This window comes from Leucobacter weissii, assembly GCF_017565745.1.
Lineage (GTDB): Bacteria > Actinomycetota > Actinomycetes > Actinomycetales > Microbacteriaceae > Leucobacter > Leucobacter weissii.
Map to the genome: position 1 here is coordinate 1 of NZ_JAGDYM010000022.1, position 15,644 is coordinate 15,644.

The 15,644-nt window shown below is 69.4% G+C and carries 17 protein-coding genes; 16 read left to right on the top strand and 1 reads right to left on the bottom strand.

Going from position 1 to position 15,644, the window contains the following annotated elements:
• Positions 1-247 precede the first annotated feature (247 nt).
• The 11 genes from J4H92_RS15540 (at position 248) to J4H92_RS15030 (ending at position 9,160) form a co-directional block, all read left to right on the top strand.
• The gene (locus J4H92_RS15540) at positions 248-460 is read left to right on the top strand and encodes a response regulator transcription factor (protein ID WP_279550874.1); all 213 of its coding nucleotides are present in this window, start codon (positions 248-250) and stop codon (positions 458-460) included.
• A 171-nt stretch (positions 461-631) separates the two neighbouring features.
• Positions 632-1,615 (top strand): helix-turn-helix domain-containing protein, encoded by a 984-nt coding sequence (locus J4H92_RS15840; protein WP_208098981.1) that lies wholly within the window; start codon positions 632-634, stop codon positions 1,613-1,615.
• 218 nt (positions 1,616-1,833) lie between these two features.
• Positions 1,834-2,907 carry an ArdC-like ssDNA-binding domain-containing protein gene (locus J4H92_RS14990; RefSeq protein ID WP_208098982.1) on the top strand — a complete coding sequence of 358 codons (1,074 nt, stop codon included), beginning with the start codon at positions 1,834-1,836 and terminating at the stop codon, positions 2,905-2,907.
• Complete coding sequence (locus tag J4H92_RS14995) at positions 2,907-3,815, top strand: bifunctional DNA primase/polymerase (RefSeq protein WP_208098983.1); 909 nt, start codon at positions 2,907-2,909, stop codon at positions 3,813-3,815. The genes J4H92_RS14990 and J4H92_RS14995 overlap by 1 nt, the downstream gene beginning before the upstream one ends.
• Before the next feature lie 35 nt (positions 3,816-3,850).
• On the top strand, positions 3,851-4,513 hold the full coding sequence (locus J4H92_RS15000; protein WP_481817106.1) for a DUF2637 domain-containing protein: 663 nt from the start codon (positions 3,851-3,853) through the stop codon (positions 4,511-4,513).
• The gene (locus J4H92_RS15005; protein WP_208098985.1) at positions 4,510-4,938 is read left to right on the top strand and encodes a hypothetical protein; all 429 of its coding nucleotides are present in this window, start codon (positions 4,510-4,512) and stop codon (positions 4,936-4,938) included. The genes J4H92_RS15000 and J4H92_RS15005 overlap by 4 nt, the downstream gene beginning before the upstream one ends.
• 82 nt (positions 4,939-5,020) lie before the next feature.
• The gene (locus J4H92_RS15010) at positions 5,021-5,869 is read left to right on the top strand and encodes a serine/threonine-protein kinase (RefSeq protein WP_208098986.1); all 849 of its coding nucleotides are present in this window, start codon (positions 5,021-5,023) and stop codon (positions 5,867-5,869) included.
• A 17-nt stretch (positions 5,870-5,886) separates the two neighbouring features.
• Entirely contained in the window at positions 5,887-6,942 is a 1,056-nt protein-coding gene (locus tag J4H92_RS15015) for a ParB/RepB/Spo0J family partition protein (protein WP_341783127.1), read from the top strand.
• A gap of 70 nt (positions 6,943-7,012) precedes the next feature.
• Positions 7,013-7,699: a hypothetical protein gene (locus J4H92_RS15020; RefSeq protein WP_208098988.1), complete on the top strand. Its 687-nt coding sequence runs from the start codon at positions 7,013-7,015 to the stop codon at positions 7,697-7,699.
• Positions 7,700-7,712: 13 nt separating this feature from the next.
• A complete protein-coding gene (locus J4H92_RS15025) occupies positions 7,713-8,894 on the top strand; it encodes a peptidoglycan DD-metalloendopeptidase family protein (protein WP_208098989.1) in 1,182 nt (393 codons plus the stop codon).
• A complete protein-coding gene (locus tag J4H92_RS15030) occupies positions 8,894-9,160 on the top strand; it encodes a DUF6112 family protein (RefSeq protein WP_208098990.1) in 267 nt (88 codons plus the stop codon). The genes J4H92_RS15025 and J4H92_RS15030 overlap by 1 nt, the downstream gene beginning before the upstream one ends.
• A gap of 13 nt (positions 9,161-9,173) precedes the next feature.
• Here J4H92_RS15030 and J4H92_RS15035 read toward each other — a convergent pair whose 3' ends face one another.
• On the bottom strand, positions 9,174-9,830 hold the full coding sequence (locus tag J4H92_RS15035) for an alpha/beta fold hydrolase (protein ID WP_208098991.1): 657 nt from the start codon (positions 9,828-9,830) through the stop codon (positions 9,174-9,176).
• Positions 9,831-9,864: 34 nt separating this feature from the next.
• Between J4H92_RS15035 and J4H92_RS15040 the strand changes: the two genes are divergently transcribed.
• From J4H92_RS15040 to J4H92_RS15060, 5 genes are all read left to right on the top strand, one after another.
• Positions 9,865-10,173, top strand: coding sequence for a DUF6112 family protein (locus J4H92_RS15040; RefSeq protein ID WP_208098992.1), 309 nt, complete (start codon positions 9,865-9,867; stop codon positions 10,171-10,173).
• A gap of 40 nt (positions 10,174-10,213) precedes the next feature.
• A complete protein-coding gene (locus tag J4H92_RS15045; RefSeq protein WP_208098993.1) occupies positions 10,214-11,704 on the top strand; it encodes a TrbL/VirB6 family protein in 1,491 nt (496 codons plus the stop codon).
• Between the two features lie 4 nt (positions 11,705-11,708).
• Positions 11,709-13,169 (top strand): SCO6880 family protein, encoded by a 1,461-nt coding sequence (locus tag J4H92_RS15050; protein WP_208098994.1) that lies wholly within the window; start codon positions 11,709-11,711, stop codon positions 13,167-13,169.
• Between the two features lie 75 nt (positions 13,170-13,244).
• Positions 13,245-14,039, top strand: coding sequence for a hypothetical protein (locus J4H92_RS15055; RefSeq protein WP_208098995.1), 795 nt, complete (start codon positions 13,245-13,247; stop codon positions 14,037-14,039).
• On the top strand, positions 14,036-15,559 hold the full coding sequence (locus J4H92_RS15060; RefSeq protein ID WP_208098996.1) for an ATP-binding protein: 1,524 nt from the start codon (positions 14,036-14,038) through the stop codon (positions 15,557-15,559). The genes J4H92_RS15055 and J4H92_RS15060 overlap by 4 nt, the downstream gene beginning before the upstream one ends.
• Positions 15,560-15,644: the final 85 nt, after the last annotated feature.

Consider the following 15,644-nt stretch of genomic DNA (forward strand, 5'->3'; position numbering starts at 1 on the left):
TCACCGGCAAGGACGCTCAGCACGATCCTTGTCTTCTTCTCCACCGGAATCTGGGGTGGTCTTCCCATGTCGGACTCTCCGTTCAGGACTCAACTAACAGCCCTGCCACATAGTCTGACGCGCGACAATCCGCATCATCCACGCCGGCGACGCCCTCCTCTCCCCAGCCGCCACTCGCGCTCTCATCGCCCGCTACATCGCCACACCCCACGCACACCCCCACACCGCCACCCGCGCCACGGCATCACTGGAGACCCTCACGCCCCGCGAACAGGAGATCCTGCGCCTTGTCGGCCGCGGACACACCAATGACGACATCGCCGCCGAACTCGTCATCTCACCACACACCGCTAAGACCCACGTCAGCCGCGTCATGACCAAGCTCTCCGCCCATGACCGGGCCCAACTCGTCATCCACGCGTACGAGACCGGCCTGATCACCCCGGGCCAGAACGTGTGATCACTCGGACACCCCGCCCGGACACAGCCCCGTCGACCCATGAACCCGCCGCTCGTCGCCTACGGCCAGATGGCCTTCGCCGCGACTGCCGTGGGCTTTCTCAAGAGGTCCAGCCCCGCACTCCCACCGTCTGCTAGAAGGGTCTCGCCTATTAAGTCCAGGCATGCATCGGTGGAGCGGGAACCCGCCGTCCTTGCGCTACCGTTCGTCGCTGTCGAGGCGATACGCACTCTACCGACGAAGAAGGCGTTGTTTCGGCAGGCGAAGATTGTGTATGTGATGGACGGCGCTGTTCTCCTCACGACGCAGGAGGGCACCCACAGCCTGACTGCCGGGGATGCCGTCGCGATCGGCGCTCACCGGTGGTGCTCGCTCACCCCGCAGAGCGCGGTACGCACGTGGACGGTATACTGCGACGAACAGATTCTGCGGCAGCAGATGTCGCTGGTCCTTAACGATCGCACCCGGGTCCGTCCCGGGGCGCACCCGGATGAGTGGGACGGGACCGCGTTGGTGCTCCGTCCGGGCCTGCCGGCGCTGACCGCGATGGAACCACTGTGGAGGCAGCTCAGCCTCACCGACGGAGCGATCCTCGACCCGGAGCGCGCCCTGCTCCGGTCTCACATCCTGTTCTCTCGCACGATCGAGCATGCCTTGCCATCGTTGATGCTGCCTGCGCTGGATGATTCCTCGCACTTCCGCGCACCCTTCCCTGTGCAAGGTCGCCTCGTATCGGCCGATGCGGTCGGGCATATCGGCATTGCCGCGAAGGTCCTGCGGTCTCGAATGTCCGAGCGCTGGACGGTGCAGCTGCTCGCCGATGAGGTCGCGTTGTCCCGCAGCCATCTCACCAGGTTGTTTGTCCGTCACCTCGGTGTGGCACCGATGAGGTTCCTTGTCGAGATTCGGTTGACGGAGTTCACGAGATTCATCGACGAGTCTGACCTTCCGGTTGCCACAGCCGCCCGTCGGGTGGGCTGGGACGACGCACGGGTGGCGGCGTACTGGTTCAAACGACGCTACGGCGTCGGACCCACGCAGTTTCGGCGGCGACCGCACCCCTCGCACACCGGTCGTGAGGCGACAGACCTCAACTCGACAGCAACGCGACAACGTCAGAGCGGACGGTCGGTGCTGGAGTCGAACTCGTCGTAAATCGCGTGTTTCTCGCGAGAGCGACCGTGCACGGTCGCTCAGGGTTGGCTGTGCGCCTCACGGGGCGTAGACCGGGTAGGACTCGTCGGGTTCATCGTGGAGCCTGACGGTCGGGCCTCGCGCCCATCGTCCGTCACGCTCTCCGATTCTCCCGGCGTACCTCGCAGTCGCAGGGATCGATGACAACAGCCGTCGATCCCGCCGGGAGGAGGTCAACGATGGCGACGACGGAGGCGGCGCGAGCTGCGCGTGATGCGAAGCTAGACGAGCTGCACGAGCGTTTGACGCAGGCGGTCGAACGGCTGGTGTCCGGGGACGACTGGCGGCGCGCACTCGAGTTCGCGGCCCGGTTCCGGTCGCGCAGCTTCGGGAACACGCTGCTGATCTTCGCGCAGCATCTCGATGCGTACGAGGCAGGGCGGGTACCGGACCCGGAGCCGTCCTACGTTGCTGGGTACAAGCAGTGGCAGAGCCTCGGGCGTCAGGTCAGCAAAGGACAGCCGGGCTACATGATCTTCGCCCCGGTGACGGGCAGATTCGCATCCTCGACACCGCAGGATGCACAGTCCTGGAGGCGACTCGGACGATTCGAGAAGCCGAAACCCGGGGAGGTCGTACGTTCCCGCATGGTCGGCACGAAACCTACTTACGTCTGGGATCTCTCGCAAACCACGGGCGACCCGATTCCGCAGCGGCCGACACCGCGGGTGCTGGAAGGGAAAGCCCCTGCGGGGCTGTGGGAGGGGCTCGCGACGCTGGTGGCGGCCGAGGGCTACCGGGTGCTGCGCGTGGAGAGCGAGGGCGCGATCGGTGGTGCGAACGGCGTGACCGACTTCTCGGCGCGGACCGTGGCGGTGCGCAGCAACATGGATGAGGCCGCGCAGGTGAAGACGCTGGCGCACGAGCTGGCGCATGTGAAGCTGCACGGCCCGGACAACCCGGACGCGTTCGGCCACCGCGGGATCGGTGAGGTCGAAGCCGAGTCGGTGGCGCTGATGATCGGGGCCGCGCACGGCATGGACACCAGCGCCTACTCCGTCTCCTACGTCTCCGGGTGGGCTCAGACGGTGACGGACAAGGACGCCGCCCAGGTGGTGCAGGCCACCGGAGAGCGAGTGCGGAAGGCGGCCAGCGCGATTCTCGATGCCATTGACACCGAGCAGATCGACGGGGGTGATCCGCCGGGCTTGACGCGTCAGACACCGCCGGCGCTACCGACTCGCACCCCACCGGCGCCTCCACACCTGCAGCGGACCTCGCCCGAAGTTGATGCCGTGGTGAGGAGCCTGTGATGGGCGTCGGCGAGGTACTCGCCTCACTGACCGGTCGGCCGCTTCCGGAGGCTGCCTCCAGGCTCGCCGCAGCGGGAGCGCCGGTGTTCCCGTGCGTGCCGGGCGGCAAACGACCCTTGGTTGAGCACGGGTTCCATGAAGCCACGACAGATGCCGGGCAGGTCGTGGCCTGGTGGAGGCGCTGGCCGACGGCGAACATCGGCGTGCCCACCGGCACCGTGTCGAGTGTGGATGTCGTGGATGTTGATCAGAAACCTGCCGGGTCGGGGTTCCCTGCGTTCGACCGTGCCCGCGGGGCGTCGCTGATCCCGGGCTGGTTGGCGCTGGTGCGCACGCCGTCCGGCGGGATGCACGCATACTTTCCCGCTGATCCGCAGCAGCCGCAACCATCGTGGCAGGCGTCACGCGCCCGCGTGGACTTCCGGGGAGAGGGCGGCTACGTGATCGTGCCACCCTCCCGTGTCGCGGTGCCTGATGGGGAGCCCGGACGGTATGAGCTGGTGGGTGCGGCGTGCCCTGATGTCGCCCCGGTCGACGCGGCCGCGCTGCGCGCATTCCTCGACCCGAGACCACAGCCGGCACTCTCGCGAGGTGTCCGGGCGACGCGCGTGCAGGATGCTGAACGTCTGGCGGGGTGGGTCGCGGCGCTGGGCGAGGGTGAACGCAACCGTGGACTGTTCTGGGCGGCATGCCGGCTTGCCGAGTCCGGCGCCTCGCCCGGTTCCGTGGAGGATGCCCTCGGTGCTGCGGCCGAGCATGCCGGACTGCCTCCCCGCGAAGTCGCCGCCACGATCCGCTCCGCTTTCCGCACCGCAGGGGCAGCCGCACCCCGAGCGGGCCTGAATATGGCCAGGCACGACGGATCGCAGCGCAGATCCTCACAGGTCCCAGGCCCGGTGCTCTCGTGATGGCTCTCGCGCTGAGGAGAACGGGCAGCCTGGCGGTGGTGACCGCGGTGGCGGGGACAGTCCTGATCGCCGCCGGCGCATTCTGGCTGAGTTTCACGGCTCTGGCGGATCTGGCACGCCGCTCCGGGGTGGATGCGGGCCAGGCGTGGGCGTGGCCGATCATCGTCGATGGGCTGATCGTGGTGGCCACCGTCGCGGTCGTCGCTCTGGCCGGACACCGCGGCGCGTGGTACCCGTGGGCACTGTTGGCGGTCGGAGCGCTGATCTCGGTCACCGCGAATGCTCTGCACGCCGTGGTCGCCGCGGAGCCGGACGTGCCCGGCGTGCTGGCCGCCAGCGTGGCCGCGGTACCCCCGCTCATCCTGCTCGCTTCCACCCACCTGACTGTCGTGCTCGTGCGTGCCCGCCCTGCCGTCGCGGTGGCGGGGATCACCGAACAGCATCCTCAGGCGCCCGATGCGACAGCGACGGGGCCGCTTCTCGCGCCTGATCTGCCCACCTCCGAGAGCACGGTGCCCACGGGGGCCGGCCGCCGGGTGATCGCGGCACGGTTGCGTGAGGAGGGGTGGTCGAACAAGGCGATTGCGCGTGAGCTCGGTGTAGTGCCGTCGACTGTTGGCCGATGGTTCGCCCGGCCTACTGCGGCGAGCGGTGGCGCACCTGACGGGCAGGAGACCCCGAAGGAGCTGACCCCATGAACGAGCAGAGCAGTGAGCACCGTCCGGGAGCGCACGAGGCGGTCGAGGCCGAACGGCCGCGCTCCCTGGCGGGTGAGGTGTCGGTGCTCGCCCGCACGAAAGACCCTTCCCTCTCGCGCGCGAAAGCGCGGCCCTCCCCGGAGACAGAGATGCGGCGGCCCGGGGTCGAATGGGTCCGGTCCGGCGACTTGATGGCCCGCGGCGGAAGTCGGATCGCCGGACGCGGCATCGATCTCCAAGCCGAGCTCGCACGCCGCTCCCGGTACGGGCTCGTGCGTGCGGGGCGTTCGGTCGGGCGCGGGATGCGCACGACCGGCCACGCGGCCGGGGAGCGTGCCCGGCGGCTGCCCCCGGCATCGGCGTTCGGACGAGGGAGCGGGGAGCGGTTCTCGTGGGTCTCGCGCTCAGGGATCGGGCTGGGGTGATGTAGCCATGCACACTCCTGGCCCTCCCGCACGTGCGATGGCTGGGGACCGTGTGCGCACCTGCCGCGCAGGAGGTGCCCGAATGGAGATGATGAGCGCCCGCGATCGGCGGGCTCGTTTCGAGGACTCGGAGGCGCTGCGCGCGCTGCTGACCCGCCTGCACGATGCCGGCCGCGGCGCATGGCGGGACGACCCGGAGGCGGCCGCGCTGATGCGGCACGCAGCCGACAAGTACGCCGCTCTGGCCAGAAAGCATGGGCTGGACCCGTGGGAGGCCGCGTCGGCTGCGTTCGAAGCGATGCGCGGTGCGGCCACGAGGAGAGCCGACGACCCGTGGGCGGTGGTGACGCGGGCGGTGCAGGTGACCTGCATCGGTGAGGAGCGCGGCAACGGGCTGCTGTGCTCGGTCCACCAAGCCCGCCGGCCCCGCTACAGCGTGTTCCATGACGCGGAGCGATTCAGCGACCGCGACAACCCGCTGATCGACTACCACCCGGCTTTCCACGTCGAGCCCGACACCGCACTCGACGAACAGGAACCGCGGCCGGAGAGAGTGGTCAGCGCCGCGGCGGCTGTCGAGGACACGATCGCGTTCCTGACCTGGGTGGGGTGGGACCCGGCGACCGGGCGCGCCGTGGTCGAGTACATCGTTGCCCGGCTGGCCGAAGCATCCTCGCGGGCGTCGGCGTTTGAGTCGTTGCGCCGCGACCGGCAAGCCCGCGCCCTGCTCGATCTGCCCCGCGCATCGTGGACTGCACTGTTGCGGATCGTCCTCGGTAACCCCGACCCGCACCTGACTCACACGCGAGCAGGCCGTGGAATGCTGCTGCGTCTGCTGATCGGCGAACCGCTGGACTCGTTCTTCACGGACGAGGACCTGGTGCTCACCGCAGGGCTTGCCGCGCCCGACACCGGGGGTGGACGGCCGTGAGCACGTCGGACCACCGCGTGGAACTGGAACGCGCCGTCGAGGCCATCGTCGTCGGCAACCGGCACCGCAAGGACTACGGCGACATCGCCCCACTGGTCGAGTCAATCCGCCGCAACGGACTGCTGCAGCCGATCACGATCACCCTCGACGGGTATCTGATCTGTGGTGCGCGCCGGCTGGCGGCTATCAGGCAGCTTGGCTGGAAAACCGTGAACGTGTGGGTGCGTTCGGGGATCTCCGACCGGCTCGGCCAACTCCTCGCCGAGCAGGACGACAACCTCCTGCACAAGCCGCTCAACCAGATCGAGGCGGCAGCCCTCTACCGCGAGCTCAAGACTCTTCTCGGTGAGGACGCCGCGCACCGGCAGGAGGCGACCCGTTTCCGCTCAACGGCAGGGACCCCACCAGACGGTGGTGACAAGTTGACACCACCGCAGTACCCGCACGGCAAGACCCGCTCGCAGGCCGCAATCATGGTCACCGGCCGGGACGCGCACACATCCCTGGAACGCATCGGCCGCCTCGAAGCGCTCGCCGCGGACGATGCACAACCGGACAGGGTCCGAGAGCGCGCCGCCGAAGAAGTCGAGCGCATCCGCGCTGGCGCGAAGGTCTATCCCTCGCACCTGCGTGTCAACACCGAACTCACCCTCGCCGAACTCGATCAGCTCGCCGCGGACGAGACACAACCGACCCCGGTGCGCGCGCAGGCGCGCCATGAAGCCGACGCGGTACGCGAAGCGGAGCAGCACGCACGCGCCGCCGAACTGGAGAAGTTGGCACAGCAAGCACTCGCCCGGGTCAAGGCAGCGAAAGCCGCCGGTCGCACCGCGCAGAAGCACCCCACGCTGACCCCAGCCGGCTCCAGTGAACCGGTCGCGTTCCCGGTCACCGTGTTCACCGCGACCTGGGACGACCTGGCCGGGTGGTGGCTGCACTACGACCCGCAGGTCATCGGGTCAACGCTCACCGACACGCAGTGGGCGGCGTTTGAGGAGACACTCGCCGGCACCGTCGCCTTCGCCGCCGCCGCACGCGCCGCGCGAGATACGGCAGCTGTCCACAGTGCCTGAGAGGTCACGGCGCTGCCGACGCACCTTCCTGATGTACCCGCATCCTCATACCCGGGAAGGCCCCTTCGTCATGGACCCTGCTGCCGACCGCCGCCGCCGCTTCCTCATCGCCGCCGTCGCCGGCGGCCTCGCCCTCCTGCTCCTGGTCGGGGTCGGGATCTATGGGCTGCTGCGCGGCCCCGCCCCCTCGAGCACCCCCGGACCACAGGACCGGCCCAGCACCACGGCGCCTGCGCATCCGGACCGGGCGCCCGCCGCGCCCGAGGCCATCCCACAGAATCTCACCCCGGAAGCGTTCGCCCGCTCCATCGCTGCGGCGCTGTTCACCTGGGACACCACCTCCGGGAACGCCCCCTCCGACTACGCCCAGGTGCTCGCCGACGTCGCCCATGTCAGCGAAGCGGATGCGTTCGTGGGCGACGTGCGCGCCTACCTGCCGACCAACGACGCGTGGGCGCAACTGCGCAGCTACGCGACCACGCAGTGGCTGTCCATCGATCGCGTGTGCGTCCCCGACGCATGGGAGACCGCCCTCGCACAGGCCGCTCCAAACCAGATGCCCCACGGCGCCACCGCGTACACCATCGAAGGCACCCGACACCGCGAAGGCACCTGGCACACCGAACCCGTCGAGGCGTCCCGGCCGGTCGCGTTCACCATCTTCCTGGTCTGCTCCTCCGACGCGCCCGGCGCGGGGGCCCGAACCGGGTGGTGCGAGGTGCTGCGCCTGTCACAACTCGACGCGCCGCTGCGGTGAGAGCGAGAACCTCGTGAAGAAGCTCGCCCTGTTCGCGCTCGTCCTGCTGACTCTGGCGCCCTCGACCGCGCTGCTCGGCGTCGCCACGCTCGGGGCCACGTCGGTGACGGCGTCGGTCTGCACACCCGGGTCGTTGCATGTCGGCCCGATTCCAGACTCCCTGACCGCGACGACGCGCGACGGGACCACCATCACCCTGCATCGCACGCAGCTGACCCACGCCGCGACGATCATCACTATCGGCGGACAGACCGCCGGGGTCGGCGTTCCCGGCGTGCGCATCGCGCTCATGGCGGCGCTGACCGAGTCCAGCCTGCGGATGCTCGCCAACACGAGCGCCTACCCCGAGTCGGGCGAGTACCCGAACGATGGGAACGGCTCTGACCACGACAGCCTCGGCCTGTTTCAGATGCGCCCGCAGTCCGGCTGGGGCACGGTCGCTGAGCTGATGGACTCCACCTATCAGGCGCGGGCGTTCTACGGCGGCGAAACCGGTCCGAACTACCCGTCGCCACGCGGCCTGCTCGACATCCCGGGCTGGCAGCGGCTCGACCCCGGCGAAGCCGCGCAAGCCGTCGAAGTGTCGGCCTACCCCGACCGGTACCAGAACTATCAGCCCGTCGCCGACGCAATCCTGACCGCGCTGACCCGGCCGGCCGCCCCCGGTACCGGGGGCGGGAATGAACTGCCGGTGGTACCCGAAACCACCCGGATCGTGTTCCCGCTTCCCGACGGCAGCTGGGTGCGCACCAGCCCGTTCGGGTGGCGGTCAGACCCTTTCACCGGGGAGCGACGCTTCCACTACGGCTCCGACTTCGCCGCCGCGGATGGAACAGCGATCTACACCGTCGCCGACGGTGTCGTCATCCGCGCGGACTACACAGACGGCGGGGGCGGCGTCATCATCATCGAGCACACGGTCGGTGGCGAGCGTGTCGCGTCACGGTACGTCCACATGTGGCAGCACGGCATTCACGTGGCGGCAGGCGACACCGTCACCGCGGGGCAGCACATCGGCGATGTCGGCTCCTCCGGCTACTCCACCGGCCCGCATCTTCACCTCCAGATCCACCCCGGAGGTGCAGACGCCGACGCGGTGGACTCCGACGCCTGGCTCACCGAACACGGTGCCGAAGGCATCACCGGCGCAGAGGCGGCACCCGCCAGCTGCACAGCAGTGGGAGGTGGCGCGTGATGGGAGTCTTCCCGGACTTTGGTAGCGTCGGCGGCAGCGGCGAGCTGCGAGCCATCGTCGGCGCGCTGCTCATGTTCGTCCTGGTCACCGCCGTACTGATGCTCATCATCTGCGCCATCGTCTGGGCGGTCGCCGCCTCCACCGGCAACTACCAGGCCGCTACCAAGGCCCGCACCGGACTGCTGGTCGCGGTGGGCGCCGCCGCTCTCGCCGGAGCCGGCGTCGCGTGGTTGAACTTCCTCCTCGACGTGGGCACCCAGCTCTGACGATGACTGCGGCTCACCCGCCCACACGGAAAAGGAACTGGTTGAGACGGGCGGAGAACACTTCAGGCATCTGCGTGTTCCACTCATGCCGCGCACCGGGAACGATCTGAAGCTTCGCATCGGGGATCGCCGCAGCGAGTTCGCGCGCCGCCGGCAGGTTGGGGTGATCCCTGCTGCCGCACATCACCAGGGTGGGCGCGGTGATGAGGGGCAGTTCCGCCCTCAGATCCACCGCGCCGACGGCGCGCAGCACGGCGCGCAAGCCACGCTTGCTCATCCCTGGTGGAGTAGCCAGCCGTGCGGGAAGAACGCGCAGGACCGCGGTCTGTATGCCCAGGAGGATGCGAGGGGGACGCGCCTGCGCGCCGGACAGTGTCAGCGACGCGGTCCGCTCGGGGTAGTCGATCGCGAAGCGGGTCGCGACCATCGCGCCCAGTGAGAGGCCGCACAAGTGCGCCTTCGCGACGCCGCGGAGCTCGAGGTTCTCCCACACCTCTCGCGCGGCGGCCTCCAACGAGAAGGACGCCGCATCCGTGTCGGTCATGCCTGTAACCGCAGGGGCGATGCCCTCGAATCCCCGCGGTAATGCGGCGATCTGACCGTCCCAGGACTCGGGCCCCACCCCGACACCGTGCAGGAACACCACCGTCCCTGCCCTTGCGTCGCTCACGACAGCATCCTATGAGCCGCGCTGCGCACCTGACATGCGAGAACCCGTCCCAAGACCTGTCAGGAGCATCCTCGTGATCGATATCGACCCCAACAGTTCCGGTCTTCCCGGCATCGAGCAGCTGCGCATCATCGTCGGCGCGGTGATGACCGTCGGGCTCATCCTGTCCGTCCTGGCACTCATCATCAGCGCGATCGTGTGGGGCTTCGGCGCGAACTCCTCCAACCCCCACCTGGCCAGCCGCGGCAAGGTGGGTGTGCTCGTCTCCTGTGGTGCCGCGATCATCTGCGGTGCGGCGGTGACGCTCATCAACTTCTTCTGGGGCGTCGGGCAGGCCGTGTAATGACTGCCAGCCATGACTCCCACCCGCGGGGATGGCGGCCATGAGCGTCTGCGATGTCCCCGTCATCTCCTCCGTCTGCGATGCCGTCGGCGAAGGCACTGCCTCGCTGATCGCCGCACCGTTCGACTGGCTCGCCCAGGCGATGGCCGGCGCTGCGGCGTGGCTGTTCGAGGCCGTCTGGTGGGTGTTCGACACCACCACTCTCGTGGACGTCACCAACGCTGAGTACGTCGGCGTGTACAACGTCCTGTTCGGCGTCGCGGTGTTCATCATGCTGATCTTCTTCTGCCTGCAACTCATCACCGGCCTCCTCCACCGCGACCCCACCGCGCTGTCTCGTGCCGCGCTCGGGCTGGCGAAGTCCGTGCTCGGTTCGTTCCTGGTCATCACGCTGACCGCGACGCTGCTGGAAGTGACCGACCAGCTCGCGATCGGGATCGTGCAGGCGACCGGGAACACGATGGAAGGGATGGGCACCCAGATCGGCCTGCTCGCCGCGGGCCTGGCCACCATCAACATCGCCGCGCCCGGCGTCGGCGCGATCTTGACGATCTTCCTGGCCGGCCTTGCCATCACAGCGGCCGCGATCGTGTGGTTCTCGCTGCTCATCCGCAAAGCCCTGCTGCTGGTCGCGATCGTCTTCGGCCCCGTCGCGCTGGCCGGGGCGACATGGGATGCGACCAAGGGCTGGTTCGGGAAGTGGGCGGCGTTCGTCGTCGCCCTGATCTTCTCCAAGCTCGTCCTGGTCGTGATCTTCCTTGTGGCCATCGGGCAGGTGTCCACGCCGATCGAGGCTGACCTGGCATCCATCTCCGACCCCATTGCCGGGGTCGTGCTGATGTTCATCGCGGCATTCGCGCCCTACATCACCTACAAGTTCATCTCGTTCGTCGGGTTCGACATGTACCACGCGATGAGCAGCGAGCAAGAAGCCAAGCAGGCACTCAACCGGCCCGTCCCGGTACCCGCTGCCCCCTCGGCTGACTCCGCGAAGAAGGTGCTCGACGGCGGAAAGGCACCGAGCGAAGGCGGCGCGGATCGAGCGGCGCCCCCGCCCGTATCCCCAGGCTCCGGCGGCGGGGCTGCGAGCGGCGGCACGGCTGCCACATCGGGTGGCGCGGGTGCGGGTGCGGGTGCAGGTGCAGGTGCAGGCGCGGGAACTGCTGGCGCCGGCGCTGGGGCTGGCACCGCGGGTGCAGGTACGGCCGGAGCGGGTGCGGCGGGTGCTGGTGCTGCTGCTGGTCCGGTCGGGCTCGCCGTCGTCGGCGGGGCCGCGGTCATCAAGGGCGCGGCAACGGCAGGTCCGAAACTCGGCGGTGCCATCGGCGGGGCCGCAGAAGGACACGCGGGCGCCGCCTCCGAGCAGGAGCCCCCTGCACCGTCACCGACGCCTCCTCCGGCATCGGCCACGCCACCGGCCCCGAGCCCGGCTCCTTCCGCACCCCCAGGGAGCACCCCTGGTGCGTCGGGGCCGCGACGGGCTGACCCGCCACCGCCCCCATCGTCCAAGCCGTCCTCGGGCAAGGAGTGAGCCGATGTCTTCGCACACGCACGGTGACTACCCGCTTGCGCCGGTGCAGTTCTCCCGGCTGACCAAGCGCGGGATCATGCTCAGGCTGTCGTTGCCGCAGCTCATCGTGCTCGGCATCGCCGTGCTCACCCTGGTCGCCTCCCTCTACACGGCAGGCGGCATGGGCCTGGCCTGGACCTCACCGGTGTGGGGTGGTGCCACGCTGGTCGCGGTGATCCCCGCGGGCGGACGAAAGGTCATCGAGTGGGTGCCGATCTTGTTCGGCTGGATCGCCCGCACCTATCTCGGGCAGCTCATCTACCGGCGCCGGATCATCAAGCCCCGCCCGGCCGGTACCCTCGCGCTGCCTGGTGATGCGGCGCCGCTGCGCGAATGGGAAGACCCCGAGACCGGGGCGGCGATGATCCACGACCCGCACGCGCAGACCCTCACCGCGATCCTCGGGATCTCCCATCCGGCGTTCGTGCTCCTGGACCCGGGTGAGCAGCAGCGCCGCGTCTCGGGGTGGGGGCGCGTGCTCGCCTCTGCCTGCCGGTCGGGGCGGATCGCCCGCATCCAGGTCAGCGAGCGGACACTGCCGGACTCCGGGACCGGGCTGGCGCAGTGGTGGCGCACCCACGGCACGAACGATGGGTCCTGGGCGGCGACCACCTATGCCGAGCTCATCGACCGGGCGGGACCTGCCGGGGAACGGCACGTGACCACGATCTCACTCGCCCTGGACATGAAGGCCGCGGCCCGGCAGATCAGAACCTCCGGCGGCGGGATGCGCGGGGCGGCCGCGGTGCTGCGCCAGGAGATGACGACCCTGACAGCCGCGTTGCGGGCCGCCGACCTCACCAGCACGGGGTGGCTGACACCGGGCGAGGTCGCGGTCATCCTGCGCGGCGCCTACGACCCGGCTGCGGCCCCGGCGCTGGAACGGCACGGCGATCTGGGACGTGACTTGGCGACCGCCGGCCCTGTCGCGGTTACCGAGACCTGGGATCGGCTGCGCTCGGACAGCGCGCACCACGCGGTGCTGTGGATCAGCGAATGGCCACGCTCACAGGTGTATCCGGGGTTCCTCTCGCCCCTGGTACTGACCGGCGGCATCCTGCGCACCCTCGCCCTGCACTACACCCCGGTGCGCGCCGACCAAGCCGCCCGGGATCTGCGCAAGAAGAAGACCGAACTGATCTCCGATGCCGCCCAGCGGCGCAAGATCGGTCAGATCGAAGACGCCGCCTCCTCGGCAGAGCTCAATGACGTGCTGCAGCAGGAAGCCGACCTGACCGCCGGGCACGGCGTGCTGCGCGTCTCCGGCCTCATCAGCATCTCCGCCCCGACCGCGGACGAGCTCGACAGCGCGGTCGCGGCCGTCGAGCAGGCCGCGATCCAGGCCAGTTGTGAGACTCGCCGGCTCGTCGGACAGCAGGCCACCGCCTTCACCGCAGCCGCCTTGCCCCTGTGCCGCCTCGTATGAGCCCGCCCGGCCGGGCCGATCTGGCGCACCTGCCCGGTGAGACCCGTCCGGCCCCGACACCAAGGAAGTGCGATCATGCCCGTCTACGACAACCCCCGCCAGGGCGCCACCGAGGCGTTCGACGCGCTGCGCAGGCTCGCCCACGCGACCCGCTCCCCGCAGGACCCCGCAGAGCTGTACGAGGTGCTCGGCGGCGTGCTGGGTAGCGTCCGGTCGCTCCGACAAGTTCTCGACCAGCTCGCCGACGCGCACATCACCCACCGCGCCCGCGCACACGACGATGCCGGCAACCAGGCCTCGGGTGCGAGCGCGGCACTGGCCGCGGCAGACGAGCTGCACCAGGCCGGCACCTACCTCGACCAGGTCGAATCCCGCCTGAACGCCGCATCCACGCAGGCCGGGCGCATCGCCTGGCACCCGAACGCCCCCGAGACCTCGACGCGGTGGATCAGCGTGGTCTTCCTCGACGGCGGCGAGGCCGACAAGGTACTCGACATCATCAGCCGCGACGGCACCCAGACCGCCATCGACCACCTCGCCGGGTACGACTACGGCGAGGAGACCACGCAGGTGGCCCTCGCGAACGGGTACGTGTACGACGCCCCGCCGCGCGGCGCACTCGACCGAGTGGCCGCACACGGTGAGCACGTCCTGACTTACAGTCCGCTCCTCGGGCACGTGAATCTGTTGCGCGAGTACACCGTCGCCCCCGACCCCGCTCTCGCCGAACCGGCCCAACGCACCGCCGCGCAGAACCCGGTCCGCGCGCACGCCACAGGGACGGGGCCGACCTCGCGGCGGGTGGATGCCACTGACTGGTTCGCCCGCAACCCGTCCACCACCGCGCAGCCGCGGGGGCTGGCGCTGTGAGCGGGAGTGAGCCGGAGCGTCTGCACACGTCCGTGCTCGTCGGCCCCCACGGCGAGCGGCGCCACAACCGCAAGGCTCGGAGGAAGGCCGCCGCGCTGATCGAGACCGAGGCGCGACTGGCGAAGAAGAGTGATGCCAAAGCACGCTGGGAGGCCGAGCAGGCCGAGCAGCGTGCCACTATCTACCTGCCCGCCGCCGGGGAGCCGGGGCCGGCGGCGTTGCGCACGCCGGGCAGGTTCCGGCTCCCCAAGCACCAGGACACCTCCGCGACCCTCGCTGGGCAGTACCCGTTCCTCGCTGAGGGAGGCTTGGGCAGCGAGGGCATCTTCGTGGGCCAGGACCTCTACAGCGGCGGCAGCTTCGTGTACGACCCGTGGGTGCTCTACCAGCACGGCATCATCACCGCCCCCAACATCGTGCTCGCCGGGATCGTCGGCTCGGGCAAATCCAGCCTGGCGAAATCGCTCTACACACGCTCCTTGCCGTTCGGGCGCCGCGTCTACGTGCCCGGCGACCCCAAAGGTGAGCACACCCCGGTCGCGGAGGCCGTCGGAGGCCGAGCCATCGTCCTGGGGCACGGGCTGCGCAACAGGCTCAACCCGCTTGACGAAGGCCACCGCCCCTCGACCGTCTCAGACATCGAGTGGACAACCCAGGTGGCCTCGCGTCGCCGCGACCTCATCGGTGCCCTGGCCGAAACCGTGCTGGACCGGGCCTTGTCCCCGCTGGAGCACACCACGATCGACCTCGCCCTGCGCGACGCGGTGCGCAGCGCAGACGTCCCGATCCTGCCGATGGTCGTCGACCGCATCCTGACCCCGAACCGTGACGACGACGAGGACGGTCGGCTCGCAGAAGACGGACGGCTCGTCGGTCACGCCCTGCGTCGCCTGGTCGCCGGCGATCTCCAAGGACTGTTCGACGGGCCTTCCACGGTGCGGTTCGACCCGTCGCTACCGATGGTGTCCCTCGACCTGTCCCGCGTGGCCGAGAACGCGACCCTCATCTCGGTGCTGATGACCTGCTCATCGGCCTGGATGGAATCAGCCCTATCCGACCCTGCGGGCGGGCAGCGTTGGGTGATCTACGACGAGGCCTGGCGACTCATGGCCTACCCATCTCTCCTGCGACGCATGGACGCCCAATGGCGCCTCGCAAGGCACTTCGGCATCGCCAACATGCTGATCTTCCACAAGCTCTCCGACCTCGACAACGTCGGAGACCAAGGCTCCGCGATGCGCGCCCTGGCCTCGAGCCTGCTGGCCAACGCCGAAACCAGAGTGGTCTACCGGCAAGAACCCGACCAGCTCGGTTCCACCGCGACCGCCCTCAGCCTCACAGGCACCGAGCAGAAGCTCCTCCCCGGGCTCGGCACCGGGCAAGGACTCTGGCGGATCAAGGAACGATCCTTCGTCGTCCAGCACCAGCTCCACCCCGCCGAGCTCGCCGCATTCGACACCACCGGACGCATGCAGGGCATTCCCCGCAAGTTCAAGATTTCTGAAGGCGCTTCAGCGTGAAGATGCGGGTTGAGGTATCGCTGGGCGGGGTGTGAGAGTGCATGTTCGTGGAAGATGCACCCTCACACTGCTCGTCGGCGTCGGC

Excerpts from the sequence above, each read along its gene's own strand:
- J4H92_RS15055 (WP_208098995.1), top strand. The coding sequence starts at position 13,245 with ATGCCCGTCTACGACAACCCCCGCCAGGGCGCCACCGAGGCGTTCGAC.
- J4H92_RS14990 (WP_208098982.1), top strand. The coding sequence starts at position 1,834 with ATGGCGACGACGGAGGCGGCGCGAGCTGCGCGTGATGCGAAGCTAGAC.
- J4H92_RS15010 (WP_208098986.1), top strand. The coding sequence starts at position 5,021 with ATGGAGATGATGAGCGCCCGCGATCGGCGGGCTCGTTTCGAGGACTCG.
- J4H92_RS15020 (WP_208098988.1), top strand. The coding sequence starts at position 7,013 with ATGGACCCTGCTGCCGACCGCCGCCGCCGCTTCCTCATCGCCGCCGTC.
- J4H92_RS15045 (WP_208098993.1), top strand. The coding sequence starts at position 10,214 with ATGAGCGTCTGCGATGTCCCCGTCATCTCCTCCGTCTGCGATGCCGTC.
- J4H92_RS15040 (WP_208098992.1), top strand. The coding sequence starts at position 9,865 with ATGCGAGAACCCGTCCCAAGACCTGTCAGGAGCATCCTCGTGATCGAT.
- J4H92_RS15030 (WP_208098990.1), top strand. The coding sequence starts at position 8,894 with ATGGGAGTCTTCCCGGACTTTGGTAGCGTCGGCGGCAGCGGCGAGCTG.
- J4H92_RS14995 (WP_208098983.1), top strand. The coding sequence starts at position 2,907 with ATGGGCGTCGGCGAGGTACTCGCCTCACTGACCGGTCGGCCGCTTCCG.
- J4H92_RS15050 (WP_208098994.1), top strand. The coding sequence starts at position 11,709 with ATGTCTTCGCACACGCACGGTGACTACCCGCTTGCGCCGGTGCAGTTC.
- J4H92_RS15005 (WP_208098985.1), top strand. The coding sequence starts at position 4,510 with ATGAACGAGCAGAGCAGTGAGCACCGTCCGGGAGCGCACGAGGCGGTC.